This is a genomic window from Acidihalobacter yilgarnensis (genome assembly GCF_001753245.1).
GTDB classification, from domain to species: Bacteria; Pseudomonadota; Gammaproteobacteria; order DSM-5130; family Acidihalobacteraceae; genus Acidihalobacter; species Acidihalobacter yilgarnensis.
Map to the genome: position 1 here is coordinate 538050 of NZ_CP017415.1, position 15213 is coordinate 553262.

Annotated in this window: 13 protein-coding genes and 1 pseudogene; 8 read left to right on the top strand and 6 right to left on the bottom strand. The window is 66.5% G+C overall.

Translation table 11 applies throughout. The annotated features are described in order from the left end of the window. The first annotated feature begins 2 nt into the window (after positions 1-2). From waaF to BI364_RS02665, 5 genes are read left to right on the top strand one after another with little or no spacing between them, the layout of a single operon-like run. The gene (waaF, locus tag BI364_RS02645) at positions 3-1034 is read left to right on the top strand and encodes a lipopolysaccharide heptosyltransferase II (RefSeq protein ID WP_070077438.1); all 1032 of its coding nucleotides are present in this window, start codon (positions 3-5) and stop codon (positions 1032-1034) included. Further along, positions 1034-2077, top strand: coding sequence for a lipopolysaccharide heptosyltransferase I (waaC, locus tag BI364_RS02650; protein ID WP_070077439.1), 1044 nt, complete (start codon positions 1034-1036; stop codon positions 2075-2077). The genes waaF and waaC overlap by 1 nt, the downstream gene beginning before the upstream one ends. After that, positions 2067-2837 (top strand): glycosyltransferase family 2 protein, encoded by a 771-nt coding sequence (locus tag BI364_RS02655; protein WP_070077440.1) that lies wholly within the window; start codon positions 2067-2069, stop codon positions 2835-2837. Before waaC ends, BI364_RS02655 begins: the two co-directional genes overlap by 11 nt. 1 nt (position 2838) lies before the next feature. After that, a complete protein-coding gene (locus BI364_RS02660; RefSeq protein WP_083251113.1) occupies positions 2839-3930 on the top strand; it encodes a glycosyltransferase family 9 protein in 1092 nt (363 codons plus the stop codon). A gap of 28 nt (positions 3931-3958) precedes the next feature. After that, the gene (locus BI364_RS02665) at positions 3959-5074 is read left to right on the top strand and encodes a glycosyltransferase family 4 protein (protein WP_070077441.1); all 1116 of its coding nucleotides are present in this window, start codon (positions 3959-3961) and stop codon (positions 5072-5074) included. Here the strand turns inward: BI364_RS02665 and BI364_RS02670 are convergent. Genes BI364_RS02670 through lpxL form a run of 6 tightly spaced genes read right to left on the bottom strand, consistent with a single transcriptional unit; the run spans position 5050 to position 11245 of the window. Further along, positions 5050-6150: a glycosyltransferase family protein gene (locus tag BI364_RS02670; RefSeq protein WP_070077442.1), complete on the bottom strand. Its 1101-nt coding sequence runs from the start codon at positions 6148-6150 to the stop codon at positions 5050-5052. The genes BI364_RS02665 and BI364_RS02670 overlap by 25 nt on opposite strands. 12 nt (positions 6151-6162) lie before the next feature. Beyond that, positions 6163-7281 carry a glycosyltransferase family 9 protein gene (locus BI364_RS02675; RefSeq protein WP_070077443.1) on the bottom strand — a complete coding sequence of 373 codons (1119 nt, stop codon included), beginning with the start codon at positions 7279-7281 and terminating at the stop codon, positions 6163-6165. Positions 7282-7303: 22 nt separating this feature from the next. Continuing rightward, positions 7304-8161 (bottom strand): polysaccharide deacetylase family protein, encoded by an 858-nt coding sequence (locus BI364_RS02680; RefSeq protein ID WP_197495803.1) that lies wholly within the window; start codon positions 8159-8161, stop codon positions 7304-7306. Further along, on the bottom strand, positions 8119-9225 hold the full coding sequence (locus BI364_RS02685; protein ID WP_070077445.1) for a glycosyltransferase family 4 protein: 1107 nt from the start codon (positions 9223-9225) through the stop codon (positions 8119-8121). The genes BI364_RS02680 and BI364_RS02685 overlap by 43 nt, the downstream gene beginning before the upstream one ends. Further along, positions 9225-10328: a putative lipopolysaccharide heptosyltransferase III gene (rfaQ, locus tag BI364_RS02690; RefSeq protein ID WP_070077446.1), complete on the bottom strand. Its 1104-nt coding sequence runs from the start codon at positions 10326-10328 to the stop codon at positions 9225-9227. Before rfaQ ends, BI364_RS02685 begins: the two co-directional genes overlap by 1 nt. After that, the gene (gene lpxL, locus BI364_RS02695; RefSeq protein WP_197495804.1) at positions 10328-11245 is read right to left on the bottom strand and encodes an LpxL/LpxP family Kdo(2)-lipid IV(A) lauroyl/palmitoleoyl acyltransferase; all 918 of its coding nucleotides are present in this window, start codon (positions 11243-11245) and stop codon (positions 10328-10330) included. Before lpxL ends, rfaQ begins: the two co-directional genes overlap by 1 nt. 169 nt (positions 11246-11414) lie before the next feature. Between lpxL and hldE the strand changes: the two are divergent. The 3 genes and pseudogenes from hldE (at position 11415) to waaA (ending at position 15098) form a co-directional block, all read left to right on the top strand. After that, a pseudogene (gene hldE, locus BI364_RS02700) lies at positions 11415-12871 on the top strand (bifunctional D-glycero-beta-D-manno-heptose-7-phosphate kinase/D-glycero-beta-D-manno-heptose 1-phosphate adenylyltransferase HldE). Further along, positions 12868-13812, top strand: coding sequence for an ADP-glyceromanno-heptose 6-epimerase (gene rfaD / locus BI364_RS02705; RefSeq protein ID WP_070077448.1), 945 nt, complete (start codon positions 12868-12870; stop codon positions 13810-13812). The pseudogene hldE and the gene rfaD overlap by 4 nt, the downstream one beginning before the upstream one ends. After that, complete coding sequence (gene waaA / locus BI364_RS02710; protein WP_197495807.1) at positions 13812-15098, top strand: lipid IV(A) 3-deoxy-D-manno-octulosonic acid transferase; 1287 nt, start codon at positions 13812-13814, stop codon at positions 15096-15098. Before rfaD ends, waaA begins: the two co-directional genes overlap by 1 nt. Positions 15099-15213 lie beyond the last annotated feature (115 nt).

The window sequence follows — 15213 nt, forward strand, 5'->3', positions numbered from 1 at the left end:
GGATGGCCGTCGCACCCCGGCAATGTCTCGTCGTCGGCCCGGCCTGGGTCGGCGACATGATCATGGCCCAGAGCCTGTTCAAGGTGCTCCGGGCGCGCTACCCCGAACTCATCATCGACGTGCTCGCTCCGGCCTGGACGGCACCGCTGATCGATCGCATGCCGGAGGTGCGGCGTGCGATCCCGCAACCGCTGGGGCATGGGCGCTTGGCCCTGGCTGAGCGATACCGGCTCGGCAGACGTCTGCGCACGGATGCCTACGACTGGGCACTGGTCCTGCCCAATAGCTTCAAATCCGCACTGATCCCCTGGTTCGCCGGTATTCCGCGCCGCACGGGGTTCCGCGGCGAATTCCGTTACGGCCTGCTCAACGATCTACACACGCTCGACAAGCGTGCGTTGCCGCGCACCGTGCAGCGCTTTGCGGTGCTGGGGCTGCCGCCGAAGGTGGCCGCCGCCTTCCAATCGTTGCCCGTACCCGTACTTCGCGCGGACGCTGTGGCCGCCGCAGAAGCGGCCGACCGCCTGGGGCTCGATACCCATCGGCCGGTACTGGCCCTGTGTCCCGGTGCCGAATATGGCCCGGCCAAGCGCTGGCCCACCGAATACTTCGCCGCCGTGGCACGCCACTACCGTACGCAGGGTTGGCAATCGTGGGTATTCGGTTCCGAACGCGACGCATCACTCGCTGAGGCGGTTTGCCGCGATGCTGGCCCTGATTGCATCAACCTTGCCGGGCGCACCACGTTGACCGAGGCCGCGGATCTGATGGCTACGTGCACGGCGGTGGTCAGCAACGATTCGGGCCTGATGCACCTGGCCGCCGCGCTCGGCCGCCCCTTGGTTGCGGTATACGGCTCCTCCGACCCCGGCTTCACGCCGCCGTTGGCCGCACCGGGTCGCGCACGCATCGAACGTCTCGGCCTGGATTGCAGCCCATGCTTTGCGCGCGAGTGCCCGCTGGGCCACCTGGAATGTCTGCGCGGCCTGCACCCTGAGCGGGTAGTGCGTGCGTTGGACGCCTTGATCGTGTGATGCGTGTGTTGCTCGTCAAGTTGTCCTCGCTGGGCGACGTGATCCATACATTGCCGGCGCTTACCGACGCATGGCACGCCGTGCCCGATATCCATTTCGATTGGGTGGTGGAGGAGGGCTTCGCGGAGATTCCCGGTTGGCACCCGGCGGTGGCACACGCGATTCCCGCCGCCCTGCGCCGCTGGCGACGCGATTGGCGCAGCACACGCGCTGAGCGCCACGCCTTTCGTGCGCGCCTGCGTGCGCAGCGCTACGACCGCGTAATCGACGCGCAGGGATTGATCAAGAGCGCTTTGGTCGCGCGTCAGGCCATTGGCCCCCGCTGGGGTCTCGATCGCGCCTCGGCACGCGAACCGTTGGCCGCCTGGACCTATCGACACCGGGTGCGCGTGCCGCGTGAACAACATGCCGTGAGCCGCACTCGCGCCCTGTTCGCTGCAGCACTGGACTACTCGATCCCCAACACCGTGGCCGATTACGGTCTGGCGCGCGAGCGCTTGCCTGTGCCGTCTACGGCACCGGGTGATCTACTGTTCCTTCACGGCACGACCTGGCCCAGCAAACACTGGCCCGAGGCCTATTGGTGCGAACTGATGGCACTGGCCGCGGCCGATGGCCTGCGCGTCCTATTGCCCTGGGGTGACGAGACCGAGCACGCGCGCGCCGAGCGCATCGCCGTGGCCGGCGCGGGTCATGGCTTCGTGTTGCCGCGCAGTGGCTTGGGCGAGCTGGCCGCACTGATCGCCTCGGCGCGTATCGTGATCGGTGTAGACACTGGGCTGGCGCATCTGGCCGCGGCGCTGGGTACCCCGTCGGTGACACTTTATGGCGCCACCCGTCCAGATCGCACCGGCACCTTTGGCGAGGCACAGATTCATCTGTCCGCCCGGTTTCCCTGCTCGCCCTGCCTGACGCGGGAATGCGGCTACCGGGGCGCATCGGTCGTGCGTCCCGCCTGTTACGAGGCGCTCGATCCGGCGCGGGTATGGGCACAGACACGCGAGACCATGAGCGGGTCAAGGGAGATGGCGCATGGCGCGTGAACTCGTATCGGCGGTCATCATCACCCAAAACGAGGCCGCGCGGATCGGTGCCTGCCTCGATTGCCTCGATTTCGCCGACGAGATCCTCATCGTCGATGCTGGCAGCACCGATGGCACATTGGCCATTGCCGAGGGTCGGGGAATCCGCGTGATCCATCACGACTGGGCTGGCTTCGGCCCGCAGAAGCGCTTCGCCGTCGAGCAGGCTGCGCACGACTGGGTGCTCTGCGTGGACGCAGACGAACGCGTGACCGACGCCCTGCGCGCGAGCATCGAGGACGTGCTGGCCGCGCCGCAGGCCATGGTCTGCCGCATCGCCCGCCGCAACCGCTTCATGGGACGTTGGCTGCGTCACGGCGAAGGCTACCCGGACCATGTCATCCGGTTGTTCCATCGCGGCCACGCCGAGTGGAGCGACGACCCGGTACACGAGACCGTGCTGACCGACGATCCTGTCATCACCCTCGTCGGCGATCTGCTGCATGAATCGGAGACCGGGGTCTGCGACTATGCCGCCAAACAGGTGCGTTATGCGCGTCTTCAGGGAGATCGACTGCGTGCGGCGGGTGCGCGCTCGTCGTGGCCGCGCGCATTGCTCAGCCCGATAACGCGCTTCATTAAATTTTATCTGATCCGGCTGGGCTTCCTCGACGGTCTGCCCGGTCTCGCGCATATTCTGCTAGGCTGTTTTGCCTCGTTTCTGAAACATCTGGACTTGCTTGCCGGGCGGCGGCGGACCGGTAGCGCCGACAAGGGATAGGATGGCCGAAAATCCAGCGACAAGCCCTGCCCAACGTGCCGCCGAAGTGCCGGCACGGCCGCGTATCCTCGTGGTCCGGCGCGACAATATCGGCGACTTGGTGTGTACGCTGCCGATGATCGCTGCGTTACGCCGCCGTTACCCAGAGGCCTACATCGCCGCGCTGGTCAACAGCTACAATCGCGACGTGCTCGACGGTCACCCCGATCTGGACGCAGTTTTTGCCTATACCAAGGCCAAGCATCGCGCGGATGGCGAGTCCGTGATCGGCGTCTACTGGCGGCGTCTCAAACTGATGCTGTATTTGCGCCGTCAGCGCTTCGATTATGCCATTCTCGGTGGCGCGCACTTTCTGCCGCGCGCGTTACGTCTCGCCCGCCCGCTGGGCGCGAAGCACATCCTGGGCTTTACCGAGCCGGGTCGGCGCGGTGGCGGCGCCATCGATGTCGCGGTGCCCTATGGCAGTGGTGCGGGGATGCATGAGGTCGAGGATATCTTTCGCTTGCTCGCGCCCTTGGGCATCGACGGCCCGCCGCCTGCGGCGCGTCTCGCAGCCGATGCTGCCCTTGCCGACAGTGTGCGTGCGCGCCTGCCGGCGGCCGCGGCGGGACGCCCGCTGATCGGACTGCACATCAGCGCCCGCAAGCCCTCCAACCGCTGGCCGGTCGAGCGCTTCGAGGCCGTGGCCCGCCATCTGCACGAGAGTCATGGCGCGCACTTCCTGCTCTTCTGGTCGCCCGGTGCGCCCGACGACCGTTTCCATCCCGGTGACGACGACAAGGCCGAACGCCTGACAAGCGCTCTGGGGTCGGAGCTGCTGACGCCCTGTCGAACCGAACGGCTCGCCGAGCTGATCGCAGGGCTTTCCTTGTGTGACGCCGTGCTGTGTAGCGACGGCGGTGCGATGCATATCGCCGCCGCGCTGGAAAAGCCGATCGTGTGTCTGTTCGGCGCCACCGATGCTGTGCGTTGGCACCCTTGGGCCGCGCCGCACCAGTTGTTGCAGACGCAGGCTCGCGATGTAGCCGACGTTGATGCCGAGGCCGTGATTACGGCGTTCAGCGAAATGATGACTCGCAAGGCAGTCGGTTGAACACCGATGTCGTAAGGCGTGAATGCATATGAATATTTTGCTGATCACCAACGAATTCAGTACCCGCAATGGCTGGGCAACCGTTGCCCTGGAGTTGATCACGCGGCTGCGCGAGCGGCACGGGGTAACGGTGCTGTCTGAGCGCGGCGACGCCGATAATCCTGGCTTCGACCTGATCGCCTCGAACGGCTTCAAGACACTGCGCGTCTTGCGACGCGATACCGCCGAGATCACGCAGCGCCTCGAGGGCCAACGATTCGACGTGATTGTATGCGCGATTGAGCCGCATCTGCCGTTGGCCGCGCGCTTGAAGCGCCGGTTGAGTGTGCCGCGCTTGGTCCTGATTGGGCAGGGCACCTACATCCATTACCCCTTTGTGCGCGGTCGTTGGCGCTGGTTCAACCGCTGGGCGGCGCGCTCGGTGGACATGCTGGTCGTGCCAAGCAGTTTCACCGCCGCCAAGGCACGTGCCTGGTATCAAGGCCCACTCGAAATCGTACCTTGGGGTGTGAATACCGATACGTACCACCCGGTGCCTGGGATCGAGAAGGAGCAGGCTTTTTTGTTCGTGGGGGCGCAAAAACCGCGTAAGGGCGTGGGGGATCTGTTGGAAGGTTTCGCGCGGCTGGTCACCGAATATCCCGAGGCTCGTCTCTATCTTGTCGGTCAGCCCAGCGAGCGTTATGCGCGTCGCCTGAGCGAGCTGAAAATCGAATCGCAGGTGATACAGACCGGTGTCGTCAGCCATGACGAGTTGCTGGGTTACTACGCGCGTTGCCTCTGCCACGTATTGCCTTCGGTGAACACGCCCGATGCCTTCGAGGGTTACGGGCTGGTTCATCTGGAGGCCAATGCCTGTGGCATTCCTTCCATTGGCTCGCAGGATACCGCGAACGAAGAAATCATCATCGACGGCGCCAGCGGGCTGCTGTGCAAGCCGCACGATCCCGAATCGGTATACCGCTGCATGCGGCGTATTCTCAACGACGACGGCGCCACGCGCCGGATGTTCGACGAGTCGTTGCGGCATGCTCATAGCTATACTTGGGCGCGGGTGATCGAGGCCTTTGAATCGAACATCCTGCGCGTTGGCGAGATTGCCGACGCGGCCGGTGCGGGTCAAGCGAGTCCGGCGAGGAACTGAAGCAGTTCATCCCCCAGGTGGGCGTAATCGCGCTGTGCGCGTACCGCTTCGCAACCCTGTGCGCCCATGCGCTGTAGCGCTTCGCGGCCCAGTATCTGAGCCCGTGCCACGCCTCCGGCAATCCCTGCCGGGGTGAAGTCGCAGTACAGCGCGCAATTCCGCTCGAAAACATCGTGATAATCCGGTAGCTCGGAGAGTAGGGCAGGCAGGCCGGCCGCATAATATTCGAAGGTCTTGGTCGGCGAGGAGCCGAGGTACAGGCGCTCGGGCGGAATTAGGCCGAGGCCGACGTCGGCCTCGGCGAGGCGCTGCAGCAGCTCCTTGCGGGGCACCGGTGGGTGGTAGTGGAAGCGTGGGTCATGCGGCAGGCGGAGGGCGTCACGACCGGGCGCGTCCAGCGGTGTGTACAGGTGCAGTTCGTAGTCGCCTTCGGCTTCGGCGAAGCCTGCCAGCACCGTATCCATGCGGCGCAATCGGTCGATGGTGCCGGCGTAAGCGAAGCGCAATGGCCCGTTGCGCGGCGGGCGCACGGGTATATCGGTGCTGGCGAAATCGAAGCCCAGCGGCAGCGGGTGGCTGGGTATGGCAAGTGTCGGGTGGAACAGTCGGCGGTGGGTGTCGGTGATCGGCAGATAGGCGTCGCAACGGGCCAGAAAACGCGCCTCGCTGCGTGCCCGCCAACGGTATTCGAGCGTCTTGCGCAGGCGTGCCCGGCCGATAACGCGCGATTGGTGGTAGCGCCGATAGGCATGCGGAAATGAATCCCAGAAAGCGATGCGCGGGCCGTGCGCGCCACGTACGCGCAGGATCGCGCTGAGTGCGGGGAAGAGATTGCGGACCACGATCCAATCGTAATGCTTCAGCTCGGCGAGCCCGCTCAGCGCGGTCGTGAGCCCGTGTCGGCGGCAGGCATGTGGCAGGGTGATCATCGTGTCTTCGCGCACGGGCTGCACGATCTCGCGGTCGAAGTAGACCCGATCGACCTCCATGTGCTCGGCTAGGTGGCGCCCGAAAATCGCTTCTACGGCGGAGTGATCGCTGCCGCGGTAGAGGTCGGTGACGAGCAGGATGCGCACGAGGGGGCGGGTTCAGGCGGTGGCCGCTGGGTGTTCGCCCAGTCGGGTCTCGACCGCGGCGGCCACTGCGTTGACGCCGATGCGCGTCATCGGCGCGGTGAGCGCACGTGCCGATGCATCCCAAGGGGCGGCGAGCACGCTGTGGCGATCGAGGTCGTAGATCGGGCCGGCGCCCGCGGGGTCGGAGGCGCCGAACAGGCAGACGGTGGGCGTGCCGACGGCGAAGGCGATGTGCATCGGTCCGGTGTCGCCACTGACCAGTACGTCGAGTCGCTCGATCAGCGCAGGCAGGTGATCGAGGCCGAGCGCGCCGGCGAGGTTGATGGCTACCGGGCCGATAGCCTCTGCGATCCGTTGGCAATGCGCCGCTTCGGCGGGCGAGCCGGTAAGAATCAGGCGCAATCCAGGATGACGCGCCGCGAGTGCGTGGCCCAGGGCGACGAAGGATTCGGCTGGCCAGGCGCGGTGCGGTTCCGAAGCGCCGGTCTGCAGTCCGATCAGCGGCGCTCCTGGTGTTACGCCATAGGCCGCAAGCAAGGTTTCGGCCGCTGCGCGTGCCTCGTTGGACACGGGTAGATACATGTGCGGGTCGTCGCTGTCTGCACCGGCCAGACGGGCCACCGCGAGACGCTGGCGCAGACCGTGGCCGAGATCGGCCCAGGCCTGGCGCGGCGAGGCGTTGCTGAGCAGGAAGCGGTTGCGGCTGGTGTTGGGTAGTTTGAAGATGAACGGGATACCGGCGAGGTAGAGTAGTGGCGTCATCTGCGGCTCGTTGCCGTGGAACACTGCGGCAACGTCGGGGCGGAGGCGGTGCAAGACGCGCAGGGTGCGCATGAAGTCGGCGTATCGGCCGCTGTAAAACAGGTGCTCGTCGATATCGGGATGGTCCTTTAGCAGACGGCCCGTGGCCGGATGCAGCAGCGCGACAAGGCGCGCATCGGGGTAGCGTATGCGCAATGCGTGCAGCCCAGCGCTACTCATGGCGGTATCGCCGACGGCTGTGGTCGATACCGCCAAGATGACGCGCACGGCCTCCGGGCGGAAGTCAGCCGTGTTTCGTGCGCGGCGATCCAGTGCGTGGGCGGCACGCAGGCCGAGATAGAGCAAATCAGTGAAGGGTTGTACCCGCATGCCTACGCCGCCCGACCGCGCTTCAGCGCCGCAGTGCCAGATAAAGCCCGGCGCGCATCGGTGAGCGGTAGGTGAAGAGTTGCCGGGCGAGCCAGCCGGCGGGGCGCTCCTTGGTGTCGATGCGGCGGATGGCGGCGACGTTGTCGTGGGGGCGGTTGGTGCCGCGGATCACGCTGAACTGGGACTCGAAGCCGAGTCCGGCGGCGAGCGACTGATATTCCGGCTCGAAGTAACCCCAGGGCCAGCATAGGTGGCGATCGGTGCCGCCGAGACGCGCGGTCAGGGTCGCGCGTGAGCGTTCCAGATCCTCGCGCAGGGCGGCGAGGCGTACTGCGGGATCGGGGTACAACTGGTCCCAGCGTACGTGGCCGTGGCTGTGGGAATGGAATTCCACTGTGCCGTCGGCGCTCATCATCTCGATTTCAGACCAGCGCAGCATGGCGCGGTCGGCCTCGTCGGCCTCGATGAGGCGCTTGCAGGTCCTGTGGTCTGGGCAGTCGGGCAGGTCGTCCAGGCCGCCGGCATATGGCCGCGGCGAACCGTCGCCTATCCAGCCGGTGACGGCGAAGATGATCGCGTGCAGCCCGAGGCGCTTGAGTACCGGATAGGCATGCACGTAGTTGTCGAGATAGCCGTCGTCGAAGGTGATCGCGACGCTGCGTGGCGGCAGTGCCTCGCGGCCTTTCATGAAGGCGAGCAGCTGATCGGCGGTGATGGTCCGGTAGCCACCGCGCGCGAGACGCGTCATGTGTGCTTCGAAGGTGGCGGGCGAGACGGTGACTAGACCCGGGCGCGGGGTGACGTGGTGGTACATGAGCACGGGCACGGCGCGGGCGGTCATCGGGTGGTTCTCTCGGGTCGTTGCAGCAGATCGTCGCACAGGCGTTCGGTCGCATCGAGCATGGCGTCGAGACTGAAGTGCGCATGGGCGTGTGCGCGGCCGCGTTCGCCCAGGGTTTTTGCCCAGCCGGGATCGGCGAATATGCGGTCAAGGGCGGCGGCCATCGCGTCGGCATCCTCGGTGGGGACCAGCAGGCCGGTGTCCTCCTGGCGGATCAGTTCCGGCACCCCCCCGACCTCGGTGGCGACCACCGGCAGGCCCATGCCCAGTGCCTGGGTGACGGCCTGCGGCACACCCTCGGAGCGTGAGCTGAGCAGCAGGGCGTCTGCGGCGCCCATCAGGTCGGGCACGTCGTCGCGGTGACCGAGGAAGTGCACGCGCCCGGTGAGCCCCAGCGTCTCGGCGCGCGCAGCGATCTCTTCGCGCATCGGACCGTCACCTGCGAGTACCAACTGCAGGTGGGGGCGTCGTTCGCCGAGGCGATGAATGGCCTCCAGCGCCAGCAAGTGGCGTTTGACGCCGCGTAGCACACCGACCATCAGTAGCAGCTCGTCGGTATCGTTCAGGCCGAGTGCCGCGCGCACTGAGTGGCGCGGCCGTGCGGGGCGGAAGCGGGCAAAGTCGATGCCAGTGGGGATGCTCACCACTTGCGCGGCAGGGAATCCGCATTCGTCCACCAGACGCGTGCGTACGGCCTCGCCGCAGGCGATGATGCGGTCGGGTAGGTAGTGTACGAAGTTGGTCCAGCCGCGGCGCAGCGGATTGTTGAGGTGACGCGTGCGCAGCAGCACGGGGCTGTGCGCCCAGCGCGCGGCGATGCCGCCGACCCAGCTGTCGATACCGCTGTGGGTGTTGACCACGTCAATACGCAATCGCCGCAGCTGCCGGGCGAGGCGTGCGGCGCTGGCAAGATCGGCCGCGCCGCGTAGCGGCAGGCGCAGCGTGGGGATGCCGGCAGCCTCGGCGGCGGTGTGCAGCTGCGCCTCGGCGCGGGTAGCCAGCCAGATATCGTGTCCGCGCGCGCGCATGCCGGTCATCTCGGCGAGGATGCGGCGTTCCTGACCGCCGAAGCCGTCGGACCATTCGGTGTGCAGGATACGCATTATGCCGCGCTCGCCTGGTCGAGTGCGGCCTCCAGCTCGGCCATTACCAGCGATGCGGGGAGGCGATCCAGACAGTCGCTGCGCTTGCTGCCGTCGCAGCCGTCCTGGCCGCAGGGTACACAGCCCCAGGCTTGCTGGATGACATGATGCCTGCCTGCCTGCTGTAGCCCCGAACGGGCTGGATAAGGATTCTCGGCGGTGTGGCCGTTGGGCCAGGGACCCCAGTCGAAGGCCCCAGAAGGGCCGAAGATCGCGACCACCGGGGTGCCGACGGCGGCAGCCATATGCATGGGGGCGGTGTCGACGCCGAAGAAGACATCGGCCTGGGCGCTCAGCGCGGCGGTCTGCTTGAGGCTCAGGCGGCCGCCGAGGTCGATGGGGTGCTCCCTGCTGCGCGCGAGGATGCCGTCGAGGCGTGCTCGCTCGCGTGCATCCGGTGCGCAGGTGAGCACCACCTGCACGCCGAGGCGGCCAATCAGCCGGTCGATGATCTCGGCCATGCCAGCATCGGTCCAGCACTTGAAAAACCAGCGCGAGGTCGGGTGGATGTGTACCAACGGCCGGCCGGGCATATGGCCGCCCTCGGCGAGTAGGTAGCGCACCGCTTCGCGGTCGGCATCATTCACCGTGAGCGACACGCTGATTGCGTTGATAGCCGCCTCGGCGCCGCCGAGATCGAGGTTGCGCAGCACCGTATGGCGCGGACCGGGACGCGGCGCGACCGGTTCGTTAATCAGCCAGCGTCGCCAGTGCTTGTCCTTGGCGGGATCGATCGGCGCACGTCGGCGCGGGGCGCCGGATAGCCGCGCCGCGATGGCGCCGCGGTCACCTTCCGTGGTGCTGATCGCCAGATCGAAGCGGCGTGCGCGCAAGGTTCGGAAGAAGGCCAGTTCATGGCGCAGCAGGGCACTGCGCGATTCGCCGAGCTGGCGGGTCGGATAGACGAACAGTTCGTCGAGACCGGGGTGGCCGGCGAGCATGGGCTCGGTGCCGGCCTTGACCAGGGCGCTGACGCGGTGACCGCCCGCGCGCAGGGCCGAGACTAGGGGGGCGGTTAGTAGCACGTCGCCGATGTTGCGGAATTTGATGACCAGAATGTTCATCAGTAGAAGCGCGGCCCGTCGTCGGGGCGGTCCTTGAAGCGGCGGTTGACCCACAGATATTGCTCAGGGAAGCGCCGTGCAAAGCCTTCGATCAAGCCGTTGATGCGCGTGGCGTCGGCGCCGACATCGTCGCTCGGGAAATCGTCGAGTACCGGCTGAAACTCCAGCAGGTAGCGTGAACTGCCGGGCAGGCGCGCACTGAAGAAGGGGACCACCGGCGCGCCGGTCAGTCGGGCGATGCGCGAGGTCGAGGTGTTGGTCGCCGCGGGGATGCCGAAGAAGGGTGCGAAGACGCTGCCCTTGTGGCCGTAGTTCTGATCCGAGGCATACCAGACCACGTGTTTCTCACGCAGGCTACGCAGCAGGCCGCGCGTATCGTGGCGAGGGATGGCCTTGCCGTAGCGCCGCGTGCGGCTGGCCGACATGGCGCGTTCGATCACCGGATTTTCATGTGGTCGATACATCACGTGCAGGTCCATGCGCGCGGCCAGCGGCTGGCCCGCGATTTCGAGGTCGGTGAAGTGCGCGCCGACCAGCATGACCCCCTGGCCCTGCGCGCGTGCGGCTTCGAAGTGCTCCAGCCCGGCCCATTCCACCTGGCGCAGGATTTTTTCCGTCGGCGCCCACCAGCTCATTGCAGTCTCGATCACGCCCATGCCGATCGAGGCGAAGTGTCGGCGCACCAGCACTTGCCGTTCACGCGCGTCGCGCTCGGGGAAGCACAGATCGATGTTGATGCGCGCGATGCGGCGGCGGCGCGGCGCCAGCCAGTAGGCGATGTTGCCCAGTGCCCGCCCGATCGCCAACGCTACCGGGAAGGGCAGCCAGGTGACCGCGCGCAGCGCGCCCAGCGCGGCCCACGTGGGCCAGTGTCGGGGGGCGAGCAATGAGGATTCGGCAGACGGAGTATCGGACACGTTCGATAAGCGCGCTAAATGGAGCATTCTACGGGGCAGGGCTCGGCCGTCACAAGCGGCGTCCATGCTAATATACGCCGCTTTCCGCATTGGACCCGCAAGCCGTGACCCGAATCGTCGCCGCCCGCCCGCTCCGCGCTGTTCCCGCCCGCTGCGCGGGATGCTCCGCATGACGCCCGCCATCCCCGCCTTCGAGCATGCCCGCGTGCTGGTCGTCGGCGACCTGATGCTGGATCGTTACTGGCATGGAGAGGCCACGCGGATTTCGCCCGAGGCGCCGGTGCCGGTGGTACACGTCGGTCCCAGCGAAGAGCGCCCCGGAGGCGCGGCCAATGTGGCGCTTAATCTGGCCGCCCTTGGCGCCAAGCCGCTACTGCTTGGATTGACCGGCGACGACGAGGCCGCCAATACGCTGGAGGGGTTGCTTACCCCGGCGGGTGTGTCGTGCCGCTTCGTGCGTCTGCCGCGTCACCCGACCATTACCAAACTGCGCGTGCTGAGCCGCCATCAGCAGCTCATTCGCCTGGATTTCGAGCAGGGTTTCACACCGGAGGATGCCGCGCGCATCGCCCAGGATATGGCCGATTGCCTCGACGAGATCGATGTCGTCGTGCTCTCGGATTACGGCAAGGGCACGCTGGCCGCGAGCCAGGTGCTGATTGCTCTGGCACGTAGCCATGGCAAGCCGGTGGTGGTCGATCCCAAGGGCAGCGACTTTGCGCGCTATCGGGGCGCTTCGGTGATTACCCCCAATCGCAAGGAATTCGAGGCGGTGGTGGGCCGTTGCATCGATGATGCGCAAATCATCGAGCGTGGCCATGCCCTGATCGAGCGAGAGCTGCTCGACGCCTTGCTGATCACGCGTAGCGAGGAGGGCATGACGCTGTTGCGTCACGACGAGCCGGCGATGAATCTGCCCACACTTGCCCGCGAGGTCTTCGACGTGACCGGCGCCGGCGATACCGTGGTCGCCGTGCTTGCCGGAGCGCTGGCCTGCGGGCAGCCTTGGCCGCAGGCCACGGCGCTCGCCAACCTCGCAGCCGGCCTCGTGGTCGGCAAGCTGGGTACGGCCACGGTCAGTGTCGCCGAGCTGCGTCGCGCCCTATTCACGCACGACGAGACCGCCTTCGGGGTGGTCGGCGAGACACGCTTGCTGGACGCGGTCGCAGAGGCACGTGCCCACGGCGAGCGTGTCGTGATGACCAATGGTTGCTTTGATATCCTGCATGCCGGCCATGTTGATTATCTGGTCCAGGCCCGCCGGCTCGGCGACCGCCTGATCGTAGCAGTGAACACTGACGACTCCGTGCAACGGCTCAAGGGGCCCTCGCGTCCGATTAATCCGCTGGAACACCGCATGGCTGTGCTGGCCGGACTGGGCGCGGTGGATTGGGTTGTGCCCTTCGACGAGGACACCCCGAGCGCCTGATTTGCGAGGTGTTGCCCGACGTGCTGGTCAAGGGTGGCGACTACCGCGCCGAAGACGTGGCGGGTTACGGCTGCGTGACCGCGGCCGGCGGGGAGGTGCGCACCATCGACTTCCGTTACGATTGTTCCACCAGCCGCATCATCGACGCCATCCTGCGCGGGCGCGGCGAAGACGCATCGAGGGATTCCAGCGAATGATTATCGTCACCGGCGGCGCCGGCTTCATCGGCAGCAACATCGTTCAGCAGCTCAACGCGCGCGGCGAGCGCGACATCCTGGTTGTCGACGACCTCAGCGACGGCACCCAATTCGTCAATCTTGCCGATCTGCAGATCGCCGATTATCTGGACAAGGACGACTTCCTCGCGCGCATCCGTGCTGGCGAAGATTTCGGCGCGCGCGCGATCTTCCACGAGGGCGCCTGTTCGGCGACCACCGAGTGGGACGGTCGCTTCATGATGGAGAACAACTACGCCTACTCCAAGGCGTTGCTGCACTACTGTCTGGATCGCGGGGTGGCCTATCTCTACGCGTCCTCCGCCTCGGTGTACGGTCTTGGACCCGATTTCGTCGAGCGCGTCGAATGCGAGCGTCCGTTGAACGTCTACGGCTACTCCAAGTTTCAGTTCGACCAGTACGTGCGCCGCTTGCTGCCGGCTGCCCGTAGCCAGGTGGCCGGCTTCCGCTACTTCAACGTCTACGGTCCGCGCGAACAGCACAAGGGTTCGATGGCGAGCGTCGCGTTTCACCTCAACAACCAGCTCCTTGAGGGCGGGCGCTGTCGCCTGTTCGAGGGTACCGAGGGTTACGGCGATGGCGAGCAGTGCCGCGATTTCGTCTATGTCGGCGACTGCGCCGATGTGAACCTCTGGTTCCTCGATCACCCCGAAGTATCCGGTATTTTCAACCTGGGCACCGGTCGCGCACAGACCTTCAACGACGTCGCGCGCGCCGTCATCGATTGGCACGGCAAGGGCGAGTTGCAGTACATCCCCTTCCCGGATCACCTCAAGGGACGCTACCAGAGCTACACACGGGCCGACATCGACGCCCTGCGCGCCGTCGGTTACGATGCACCCTTCAAGACCGTCGCGGCAGGGGTCAAGGCCTACCTGGACCGGCTGAACGCACCGCGCTGATGCGTCTGTTGTACGGCATCGTTCTGTACATGATCACGCCCTTCGTCCTGTTGCGCCTGCTTTGGCGTTCGCGCCGCAATCCAGGCTATCGCAAGCGGATCGGCGAGCGCTTCGCTCACATCGGGCCGCTACCGAAACGCCCACGCCTGTGGGTGCATGCGGTGTCGGTTGGCGAAGTGATCGCTGCCGCCCCCCTGATTCGCCGTCTGTTGCAGGCCCATCCGGACCACGCGCTGCTGGTCACCACCACCACGCCGACGGGTTCCGCACAGGTGCGGCGTTTGCTCGGCGACAGCGTCGAGCACGTTTACCTGCCCTACGATCTGCCGCACGTGGTCGCCCGTTTTCTCGACCGCACCCGGCCTCGGTTGGCGCTGTTAATGGAAACCGAGCTGTGGCCGAACCTGTTTGCCGCTTGCGGCCAGCGCCATATTCCGGTGATGGTGGCCAACGCCCGCCTGTCCGAGCGTTCGGCACGGGGCTACGCGCGGCTACGTCGACTGGTGCGGGAGACGTTGGCGCGCGTGACCCTGGTCGCCGCGCAGGACAGCGACAGCGCTCGCCGCTTCACCGCCCTTGGTGCGCGGCCTGTGCGCGTGCTGGGTAATCTCAAATACGATCTCGACGTGCCATCCGAGGTGATCACGCGCGGGCGCGCGCTGCGCGCCGGCCTCGGCGCTGCGCGCCCCGTTTGGATCGCTGCCAGCACGCATGCCGGCGAGGTCGAGGCTGCGCTCGCGGCCTTTGCCGATGTACGCGCACGTTTCGCCAGCGCGGTGTTGATCCTGGTGCCGCGCCACCCCGAACGCTTCGAAGATGCCTTCGTCCTGTGCGAGCGGGCGGGCTATCGTGTGGCCCGGCGCAGTCGCCAGGAGAATGGCGACGGTCACACCGACGTACTACTGGGCGATACCCTTGGCGAGCTGTTGTTGCTTTATGCGGCGTCCGATGTCGCCTTTGTTGGCGGTAGTTTGGTGCCGACGGGTGGGCACAATCCCCTGGAGCCGGCAGCGCTTGGCCTGCCGGTGCTCACCGGTCCGTACCGCAGCAACTTCGATGCGGTGTACGAGGCCCTGATTGAGGCCGGCGCAGCAGAAGTGGTCGAAGATGCCGAGGCGCTGGGGGCCGCGGTGGCGGATTTGCTGGCCGACGCGCCGCATCGCCGGCAGGCGGGCGCGGCGGGGCATGCGGTGGTATTGCGTAATCGGGGTGCGCTGGCGCGTACGCTGGAGGCGGTGGGCGAGGTGCTGGCGCAGGCGGGCCGTCGCGCCGCGAGCGGTGTATGATGCCGCACTCCGCCCCGGCAGGGATGGTTGGAGAAGTAATATTGGGGCGTCGCCGCTTGAGGCATGCCTCGGCGCGCGAGGCGCGATCGGTTGCCGTGCGTCATGAACGTGCGGT